We start from the raw sequence: 8,623 nt of genomic DNA on the forward strand, positions 1-8,623 counted from the left end.
CTTGAAGCGGTAGACGAACGGTTTAACGGAATTGATCGGAAGCTTGAAGCGGTAGACGAACGGTTTAACGGAATTGATCGGAAGCTTGAAGCGGTAGACAAGCGGTTTGACGAAGTTGATGGGAAATTTGAGGCAGCGGACAAACGGTTTGATGAGCTCGATCGGTTAGTACAACAAAATTTCGAAGAAATGAAGCAATTGATTAGTGCAGCGCAGGTGAAAAATCTGGAGAGCGACAATTTAATTTTGCGCGAAATTGGCAACTTGCGTGCAGAAGTACGCTATGCGATTGATACGGCGCATGAAAATCGTGAGCAGATTCACCGTTTGAAGAGCCGTTTAGGTTAAAAGTAAGCGAAGGTTCCTGTTCTGTATGGGATAGATCGATGACAGTACAGGGACTCTCGCTTTTTTTATACTCATTATTTTTGTCGGATACGGCATATTACAGCTTATGGGGTAAAGAGGGTGTTGATGTTGTAAAACAGCTTGTCTCGATTGTCCCCACACCATTTGCAGCACGTCATGAATCACACGTGGAAAGGCATCTTTTCGTGTCCTCCATTCGCATCCTTAATATATGAAGGAAGACTGGTACCAGTTATGAAAACTTTCGGGAAGGATATTTGCATACATTGAGTGTCCGGCTGAAAAATATTGTGCTCGGCTCCACTACTTCTTCCACAGCCGAAGTGGTCGTGATCATTGAAGCCGAAGAAAATGTGCAGGGGGAGCAGCGAATTTCGCTTTATAAGGCTACCTATACTGTTGGGTTAGAAAATGGTGCACTTAAATTGTTGAAAGGAAAAGCGAAAAAAATAAAAGAAACGATGTAGAAGTTAGAAATGTTAACAACGTGTAAATGTTGTAATTTAGTTGAAACTCTACTAGAATGGTAACTAGGACAACCCACTTTTGAATGGGAGGAATTACATATGGCAATTGAAAGAGCAGGAGCCGTTACATTTAAAGGCAACCCGGTAACCCTTATCGGTGAAGAAGTAAAAGTAGGCGATACAGCAAAAGACTTTACTGTATTGGCGCAAGGCTTGCAGCCGTACTCCTTGAATGATGGCAAAGGAACAGTGCACCTCATCAGCGTTGTTCCTTCCATTGATACAGGCGTATGCGATGCGCAAACCCGTCGCTTTAACGAAGAAGCGTCCAAACTTCCAAATGTGGAAGTGTTGACGGTAAGCGTAGACTTGCCTTTTGCCCAGGCTCGTTGGTGCGGAGCAGCAGGCATTGAGAATGTAAAAATGCTGTCCGACCACCGTGATCTTTCTTTCGGCGAAGCATTCGGCGTAGCGATTAAAGAACTTCGTCTGCTGACCCGCGCGATTTTCGTCTTGGATAAAGACAATAAAGTAACGTATGTGGAATACGTTCCGGAGGTAACAAATCACCCGGATTATGAGAAAGCCATTGCTGCGGCAAAAGAAGCAGCGGAGAAGTAAAGAAAAACTTAAACTTTTTGTGAAAGTTGCCGATTACTTTATTAACAAGTAATCGGCTTTTTGTTATCGAGAACAAGGCGGTTAATGAACTGGAAATAGGCACAAATGCCGAAGTTCAAACGAAATGTATATATTAATGGAGCAATGAAGAATAAAAAAGAATGAATAAGAAGTATATAAATGTAATAAAGAAAGCCGGGGTGATAACAGTGAGAATTGAAAGAACGGGTCATATTCAGCCAATCCATCCGTACCGCCAGCAAGAAATGCGTCAGGAGGAAGCCAAAAAGAAAGGAAAAGAGCGCGATCAGTTGGAAATTTCCACAGAAGCGCTGGAGCTACAGAAAAATCAGGAAACGGAGGCAGAACGCACAGAGCGTATCGCCGAATTAAAAAAACAGGTACAGGCTGGAACGTACCATGTGGACGCTAAACTGATCGCGGAGGCGTTGTTGAAGAAGGGGATGTAAATCGGAATAAATGTCGGATGGTGACAAGATAATGAGTGAATTATACAAGGTTGTGGGAATTTTGGAGCGGTTGCTCGCCGAACATGAGCGGATGTTGAAGCTGGCCGGGTACAAGAAGGAAGTCTTGATTAAAGGCGATATGGACGAACTGGCTTGCATCCTGCAAGTTGAATCTCGCTGCATGAACACCATCCAATCACTTGAACAAGAGCGGGAGCAACAAATCTCGCTCTATTTTATGCGGCAGGGGATTCATAAGGAGACATGCTATCTCAGTGAGTTGATCGAGTTGGCCGATACTCCGGAACTAAAAGAGAATTTGGCCCGCTGCCAGAAGAGATTGGGAGACGTGATTGCAGAATTGCGGACGCTGAATAGGTTGAATCAGCAGTTGCTTCAGCAGTCGCTTGCATTTATCAATTTTACGTTGGAAGAGTTGACGGCGCCGGAGGAAGATCCGTATCTATATCAGCAGAAAGGTAATCATCACGCAGGTTCTGTGCGTTTTTTTGACAGTAAGGCATAGTTGTACAGCGTTGTCGATTATTCTGCACTTTTTTAAGGTGAGTGGTGGATAAAGGGAAACCGTGATAGAAGAAATCGGTAGAGGAAGGGAGATAAAGCGATGAGATCAACGTTTGGAGGATTAGAGATTGCGAAGCGTGGCTTATTTGCTCAGCAGGCCGCGTTGAATGTTACGGGTCACAATATCGCGAACACGAATACGGAAGGATATACACGCCAGCGAGCAAATATGGAAGCATCAATGCCGTTTCCATATCCAAGCCTAACGAATGAGCGCCAGGCCGGGCAGATGGGTACCGGGGTAATAGTAAGTTCTATACAGCGCTTGCGTGATCGTTTTCTCGATGCACAGTTTCGTAGCCAATATAAAAATGTAGGGCAATATGAAGCTCGGACGAATGCGTTGGAGCAAATCGAAGTAATTATGAATGAGCCATCCGATAAAGGACTTCGTTATGTCATGGATGAGTTTTGGAATTCATGGCAAAAGGTTTCCCAACCTTCTGCGGATTATTCTACTCGTGAATATGTCATTCAAAAAGGAAAAGCGTTGGCAGAAACGTTAAATTTTATTGATAGGGAACTGAAACAGCTACAAAAAGATTTTAATTCACAGGTTGAGATAAAAGCGGAACAGCTTGAAACGATTGTAAAGCAAATTGCAGACTTAAATCAGCAAATCAGTGACATTGTGCCGCACGGTTATATACCAAACGATCTTTATGATAAAAGAGACGTTTTGATTGATAAGCTTTCTAAAATGCTGGACATTGAAGTGGAAACGGTTCCTATAGATGTAGACGGTAAAAAAGTGGATGGGCCAGTAAATATTACATTGAAAAACCCGAGTGGTGTCCAGCTGGTGACAGGAAATACTCCTGCGTCCATTACGCTTGTTGATTCAGGAAAACTTGCAAATGGGGATGATCGTCGTTTTATTTCGGTAGGAGGCACGCGGTTGGATTCGGGAAATCTCAAGGCAGGAGAGATTTACGGATTAGTCGACTCTCGCGACACGGTTATTCATAATTATATTACCAAAATAAATGACTTAGCTAAGGCGTTTATTAAAGAAGTGAATGAAAAACATTCTTCGGAAAACTTTTTCAGTGGAGCGGATGCTTCAAATATAGGCGTTGCGATTACTGATCCAAATAAGGTTGCGTACGCCCCTGCGAACCCCGGAGATAATAGTATAGCTTTAGCTGTATATGCCTTAAAGCAGAGCACTTCTATTTCGATAGGAGGGACAACTACTTCTTTTGATGGTTTTACCCGTGCAATGATTGCCACTTTAGGGGTTGAAACAGAGGAAGCACAACGGATGAAAGAAAACGCCGAGAGTCTGGTCATGGAAGTAGAGAACAGGCGGCAATCCATTTCCGGTGTTTCCTTAGACGAGGAAATGAGTAATATGATTAAGTTTCAGCATGCATATAATGCTGCGGCTCGCACTATTACGGCGGTTGACGAGATGCTTGACAAGATCATTAACGGTATGGGAATTGTAGGTAGGTAGGAGGGAATATGATGCGGATTACACAAAACATGTTAAATAATAATATGCTTTATTATTTGGGGAATAGCTGGCAAAGGATGGAACGGCTGCAGGAGATGCTGTCAACAGGCAAAAAAATTTCAAAACCGTCCCATGATCCGATTGTGGCGAGCCGTGGCATGCTTTTCCGAACGAATTTTTCCGAAATTGAACAGTTCCGTTCCAATACGGATGAAGCGATGAGCTGGCTTACGCAAACAGAGTCTGCGGTCGGCGAGGGCATCGACATCTTGCTCCGTGTAAAAGAACTATTAACGCAAGCGGCCAACGATACGAACGGAAGAGAAGAACGCCAAAAAATTGCCACTGAAATCCGGCAGCTGCGCGACCAGCTTGGTTCGGTGGCCAACACCACGTTTGCCGACAAATACATTTTTAACGGTACGCACACCCTGACGCCTCCTTACGACAAAACAGCGGAAGATTTAATATCCGACGTAAACAATAGTGAAATTCCATTGGAAGTATCGACAAATGTCAAAATTCCGATCAATGTGCAGCCGGACGAACTATTTAAAACAGGTGGAAGTACCGTATTTGCCGTGTTAAAAAACGTCATAAGTCATCTAGATCCTTCTCCTACTGATCCGCCGCCAACGACCGCTGACATTCAGAAAGATTTGGAAATTATTCAAAGTCATATTGATAACTTTCTGAAAGTCCGGGCTTCTGTGGGCGCACGCATGAACCGGGTTGAACTGCTGCAAAATCGTCTCGGCAATCAATCGTTTGGGACAGAGAAAATGATTTCTGACGGGGAAGATGCTGATCTGGCAAAAGTTATTATTGACCTGCAAACGAATGAAAATGTGCACCGAGCAGCGCTGGCTGCTGGTTCGCGGTTGATTCAACCCTCCCTTCTTGATTTCCTTCGCTAGAGGAGCGGGAAAGAAATGAATGTTTTACGCCTTGAGATACAACAGAAAAACGCGAAGCTTGCCTGGGATGTGCAGCAGCCTGTCTATAGGTTTGAACCGTCGCGTACACGTTTGAAACTGGAGCAGAAACCGCCCGAGATGGTTCTGCATCCCACCCCGTCGAAGTTGACGATTGATCAGAGGCAATGCTGGGCTGATATGGAGCTAAAACATGTTTTTCAGTGTATCGCCGAAGCGGCTGCGGACGGCAAACGGGAGGCGCTCGCATATATTGCGCGCGTTACGGAGGAGGGCGAACAACTGGGGGCGATCGAGAATAAGGGGAATGTGATTCGCCAGCTCGCTGCCAGTAAACGTACTTTGCCCCAGCACCGTTTCGCATACGGAAATGTCCCCGGAAATTTTTCATTAAAAATTTCGTTTACGCCAGGGCAATTGAATATGGATTGGAAAATTGGCGGTACGTCGGTCGATGTACAAACGACTCCTTTCCGGCACCATTATGAAAAAGGACGAATTTTCTATACGATGCAGCAGAAAAATGAACTGCATTTTCAGATTACCGGCGGACATGTTGATACCATGTATTAAAGAACAAACGGAGATAGTCCCGATAAAGGAGTTTTAGCCGATGGCGACAAAGATGATATCCAGCTTATTCGGTGAATTTGAATATGCGGCAGAGGAAGTGTATCGATTCGAACACGGACTGCCTGGATTTCCTGAAGAACGTGAATTTATGTTTATGAAAATTGAAGATAGCCCGTTTACGGTCTTACATTCGATTCGGGAAGACTTATATTTCTTTCTGATTGATCCGTTTCCCCTTTTTCCCGATTATGAGGTTACCATTCCAGACCCGGTGCTTGAGGAACTTGGGATTCAGGATCGTAACAGTGTGCTTTGCTATTGTATCGTTGTGCTGCGCGAACCGCTGGCCGATTCCACCGTCAACCTGCTTGCTCCGGTGATCATGAATACCGTGAACCGTAAAGGGATGCAGCTTGTGTTGGAGAACAGCAGCTATTCCGTCCGTCAACCGCTCTTTTCGCACCAGGGCAACAAAGAGTACAATGATAGAAAGAAAGGAGCTGCCGGACGGAGTGAGGCGGCAGGCCAGTAAAGGCAGGCGGAATGTATGTTAGTATTAACGCGCAAAGCAGGCGAATCGATTGTAATTGGGGACGAGATTACGATAAAAATTGTAAGCATAGACGGAGATCAGGTAAAGCTCGGTATCGAAGCACCCCGGCATGTGCAGATTCACCGGCAGGAAATCTATGAAGCTATTCAGGCCGAGAATCGGCTTGCTGGAGGCAAAAAGCCGGAGATTCATATTGAGCAGTTGAAGCGGTTGAGCAATCAAAGTGATAATTAACCAATACGTTTTTTCTTTCCGGGCCATGTTTCTTTGTGTCCGGATATTTTTTTGCTGCTCCGAGGGAGTAGACATGTTTGCTGCTACAGGGAAAAGACGAGGTATGAGAAGTCGAAAAAATTTCCGAAAAAGTATTAAACAGGCCGGTTTGCTCTCCGATATAGATAATGTAAGAAACAATAAGGAAGCTTGTGGCGCGCGACATAGGCGGACGTATTGTTTCGCAAGAATGCTGGTGGCGATCACATATCGTCAGTTGTTGAGAGTATGCCGCTTTCTGTTTAAAAAGCCATCTGGCTTTTTAATAAATAATAAGTGAACATGGACGTTCACGAAATCATCAAGGAGGAATAGAACATGATTATCAATCACAACCTGAATGCCATGAATGCATTCCGTCAATTTGGTATTAACAATGCTAACATGGCGAAATCTACTGAAAAACTTTCTTCTGGTCTCCGCATCAACCGTGCGGGCGATGATGCAGCAGGTCTGGCTATTTCTGAAAAAATGCGCGGCCAGATTCGTGGTCTGGATCAAGCAAGCCGTAACGCTCAAGATGGTATTTCTCTTATCCAAACAGCAGAGGGCGCATTGAATGAAACACACAGCATTTTGCAACGTATGCGTGAACTTGCGGTACAATCATCCAATGACACCAATACTGACGTTGACCGTAAGGAAATTCAAAAAGAGATTACGCAGTTGAAAGATGAAATTGATCGTATTGCCAATACGACGGAATTCAACACGAAAAAATTGCTTAACGGAACAGTTGGCAATAATGCGACCATGTCCAATAACAATGTAGCCATTAAAACTGCGGAAGTTGTTAAGAGCGATCTGAAAGCTGACACTTATACTGTAACACAGACGAATGCGGCTAAATTGGGTGTAGATATTAAAACAAATACGACCGGATTGACAGCTGATACTTTTGATTTAGATAGTACCTCAAAGGTTACTGGTCTTGAATTAGGCGATTATACTCTTGAGTTAAAGGCTACAGGTGCAAACAAATTTGATGTTACTTTGAAAAATAGCGATGGTGTAGTGGTTGCGTCTGCAGCTTCTTGGGATTCAAATAATGATGGTGCTTTGACAGGAACTTTACCTGATGGAACAACTACAAAAATTACATTGAAAGCAGCAACTGGTGCACAAGAAGGAAAAATGACATTTAACTTAAATGCAACATATGGCGCTGCTGGTGATTTCAAAGTAGAGAATTCTTCTGGTGGTACGGAGTTTTCTAATAGTGGCTCTCTTAAGATCACACAAAGCAAGTTCAATGCTGGCGGATTTGAATTCGGTATGACTGTAGATACTGCGTTAGCAGCAGCTGGAAGCACTACAACAATTACAACAACGAATAATGCGTTAACCATGCACATTGGTGCGAATGAATCGCAAACAATGAACATTGACATCAATAAGATGGATACAGTAAGCTTGGGTGTTAAAAATATTGATGTGACTACCCAATCTGGGGCGGAAGCCGCTATCTCTACCATTCAGAAAGCTATTGAAAAAGTATCAGCTGAGCGTTCCAAACTTGGTGCATTCCAAAACCGCTTAGAACATACAATCAACAACCTGAATACATCTTCTGAAAACCTGACTGCTTCTGAGTCCCGTATTCGTGACACAGACATGGCGAAAACGGTTATGGAGAACACGAAAAACAGCATCCTTGCTCAAGCCGCTCAAGCAATGCTGGCTCAAGCCAACCAACAACCGCAACAAGTGCTGCAACTGCTCCGTTAATTTCAGTGATAAACGTAAAAGAGACTCTGGTTTTGCCGGAGTCTCTTTTTTATGTGTGCCCGGCATGGGCGCCATCTCTGATTAACGTGCTTTTTTATTCCTGTCTACTTGACAGGGGGCACTTCACTGATGATGCTCTTTTAGAAAAGGACGAAGGAGTTTGGCATGATGAATACGGGCATTATCGATGATCATAATGACCTTCTTGTTGGCATAGTGCTTCATCACTTTCTTCAAGAATTCCAGAAAAGAAGCAGCATTACAGGAATCTGCCGTTGTACAGAATATGTCGCCGGTTTGCGTATCTACGGTTCCGAATAAAGTCACCTGAGCGTGATGACCGTATGTTGGAATCTGCTTCTGTTCTCCTTTCGGAGACCATGTAGCCCGAAGGGCTTGATACGAGCGAACATGGGTCTCGTCTTGTGCAAGCAGTACCGTATTTTCGTCCATTACGTTTTTTTATCATCCCTACCTGGTGTACAAACGCCTGCTGTTTCTCTTTGTTTGCTTTTGCCAATACATACGTTGTACGCTTCCAACGCAATCCTAAGCGATGAAGCATATCCGCGATACCGGAACGTGACATC

Annotated in this window: 12 protein-coding genes and 1 pseudogene; 11 read left to right on the forward strand and 2 right to left on the reverse strand. The window is 44.1% G+C overall.

Translation table 11 applies throughout. The annotated features are described in order from the left end of the window. The 11 genes from BLR88_RS19795 to BLR88_RS18015 all read left to right on the forward strand — a co-directional run. A partial coding sequence (locus BLR88_RS19795; protein WP_409359915.1) for a hypothetical protein occupies window positions 1-348 on the forward strand: 348 nt, incomplete at its 5' end. Window positions 349-626: 278 nt separating this feature from the next. Then, window positions 627-836 (forward strand): hypothetical protein, encoded by a 210-nt coding sequence (locus BLR88_RS17970; RefSeq protein WP_057897496.1) that lies wholly within the window; start codon window positions 627-629, stop codon window positions 834-836. Window positions 837-935: 99 nt separating this feature from the next. Continuing rightward, a complete protein-coding gene (gene tpx, locus BLR88_RS17975) occupies window positions 936-1,457 on the forward strand; it encodes a thiol peroxidase (RefSeq protein WP_057897497.1) in 522 nt (173 codons plus the stop codon). 161 nt (window positions 1,458-1,618) lie between these two features. After that, entirely contained in the window at window positions 1,619-1,927 is a 309-nt protein-coding gene (gene flgM / locus BLR88_RS17980; RefSeq protein WP_057897498.1) for a flagellar biosynthesis anti-sigma factor FlgM, read from the forward strand. A 31-nt stretch (window positions 1,928-1,958) separates the two neighbouring features. Next, complete coding sequence (locus BLR88_RS17985) at window positions 1,959-2,453, forward strand: flagellar protein FlgN (RefSeq protein ID WP_057897499.1); 495 nt, start codon at window positions 1,959-1,961, stop codon at window positions 2,451-2,453. Between the two features lie 99 nt (window positions 2,454-2,552). Continuing rightward, window positions 2,553-3,971, forward strand: a complete 1,419-nt coding sequence (gene flgK, locus BLR88_RS17990) for a flagellar hook-associated protein FlgK (RefSeq protein WP_091261479.1) — start codon at window positions 2,553-2,555, stop codon at window positions 3,969-3,971. Between the two features lie 11 nt (window positions 3,972-3,982). Further along, window positions 3,983-4,888: a flagellar hook-associated protein FlgL gene (flgL, locus tag BLR88_RS17995; protein WP_175493682.1), complete on the forward strand. Its 906-nt coding sequence runs from the start codon at window positions 3,983-3,985 to the stop codon at window positions 4,886-4,888. A gap of 15 nt (window positions 4,889-4,903) precedes the next feature. After that, complete coding sequence (locus tag BLR88_RS18000; protein ID WP_057897502.1) at window positions 4,904-5,479, forward strand: DUF6470 family protein; 576 nt, start codon at window positions 4,904-4,906, stop codon at window positions 5,477-5,479. A 40-nt stretch (window positions 5,480-5,519) separates the two neighbouring features. Beyond that, window positions 5,520-6,011, forward strand: a complete 492-nt coding sequence (fliW, locus tag BLR88_RS18005) for a flagellar assembly protein FliW (protein WP_057897503.1) — start codon at window positions 5,520-5,522, stop codon at window positions 6,009-6,011. Between the two features lie 15 nt (window positions 6,012-6,026). After that, window positions 6,027-6,266: a carbon storage regulator CsrA gene (gene csrA / locus BLR88_RS18010; RefSeq protein WP_057897504.1), complete on the forward strand. Its 240-nt coding sequence runs from the start codon at window positions 6,027-6,029 to the stop codon at window positions 6,264-6,266. Window positions 6,267-6,623: 357 nt separating this feature from the next. Continuing rightward, window positions 6,624-8,033 (forward strand): flagellin N-terminal helical domain-containing protein, encoded by a 1,410-nt coding sequence (locus tag BLR88_RS18015; RefSeq protein WP_091261483.1) that lies wholly within the window; start codon window positions 6,624-6,626, stop codon window positions 8,031-8,033. Between the two features lie 123 nt (window positions 8,034-8,156). Here BLR88_RS18015 and BLR88_RS20260 read toward each other — a convergent pair whose 3' ends face one another. Next, entirely contained in the window at window positions 8,157-8,486 is a 330-nt protein-coding gene (locus BLR88_RS20260) for a transposase (RefSeq protein ID WP_254778367.1), read from the reverse strand. A gap of 37 nt (window positions 8,487-8,523) precedes the next feature. Then, a pseudogene (locus BLR88_RS20630) lies at window positions 8,524-8,622 on the reverse strand (winged helix-turn-helix domain-containing protein); the annotation flags it as partial. Window position 8,623: the final 1 nt, after the last annotated feature.

Origin of the sequence: Aneurinibacillus thermoaerophilus, from assembly GCF_900099925.1 — a bacterium.
GTDB classification, from domain to species: Bacteria; Bacillota; Bacilli; order Aneurinibacillales; family Aneurinibacillaceae; genus Aneurinibacillus; species Aneurinibacillus thermoaerophilus.

Bases quoted from the DNA above. Each gene is read 5' to 3' on its own strand.
- tpx (WP_057897497.1), top strand. From the start codon at position 936: ATGGCAATTGAAAGAGCAGGAGCCGTTACATTTAAAGGCAACCCGGTA.
- BLR88_RS18000 (WP_057897502.1), top strand. From the start codon at position 4,904: ATGAATGTTTTACGCCTTGAGATACAACAGAAAAACGCGAAGCTTGCC.
- flgL (WP_175493682.1), top strand. From the start codon at position 3,983: ATGCGGATTACACAAAACATGTTAAATAATAATATGCTTTATTATTTG.
- fliW (WP_057897503.1), top strand. From the start codon at position 5,520: ATGGCGACAAAGATGATATCCAGCTTATTCGGTGAATTTGAATATGCG.
- flgK (WP_091261479.1), top strand. From the start codon at position 2,553: ATGAGATCAACGTTTGGAGGATTAGAGATTGCGAAGCGTGGCTTATTT.
- flgM (WP_057897498.1), top strand. From the start codon at position 1,619: ATGAATAAGAAGTATATAAATGTAATAAAGAAAGCCGGGGTGATAACA.
- csrA (WP_057897504.1), top strand. From the start codon at position 6,027: ATGTTAGTATTAACGCGCAAAGCAGGCGAATCGATTGTAATTGGGGAC.
- BLR88_RS18015 (WP_091261483.1), top strand. From the start codon at position 6,624: ATGATTATCAATCACAACCTGAATGCCATGAATGCATTCCGTCAATTT.
- BLR88_RS20260 (WP_254778367.1), bottom strand. From the start codon at position 8,486: ATGGACGAAAATACGGTACTGCTTGCACAAGACGAGACCCATGTTCGC.
- BLR88_RS17985 (WP_057897499.1), top strand. From the start codon at position 1,959: ATGAGTGAATTATACAAGGTTGTGGGAATTTTGGAGCGGTTGCTCGCC.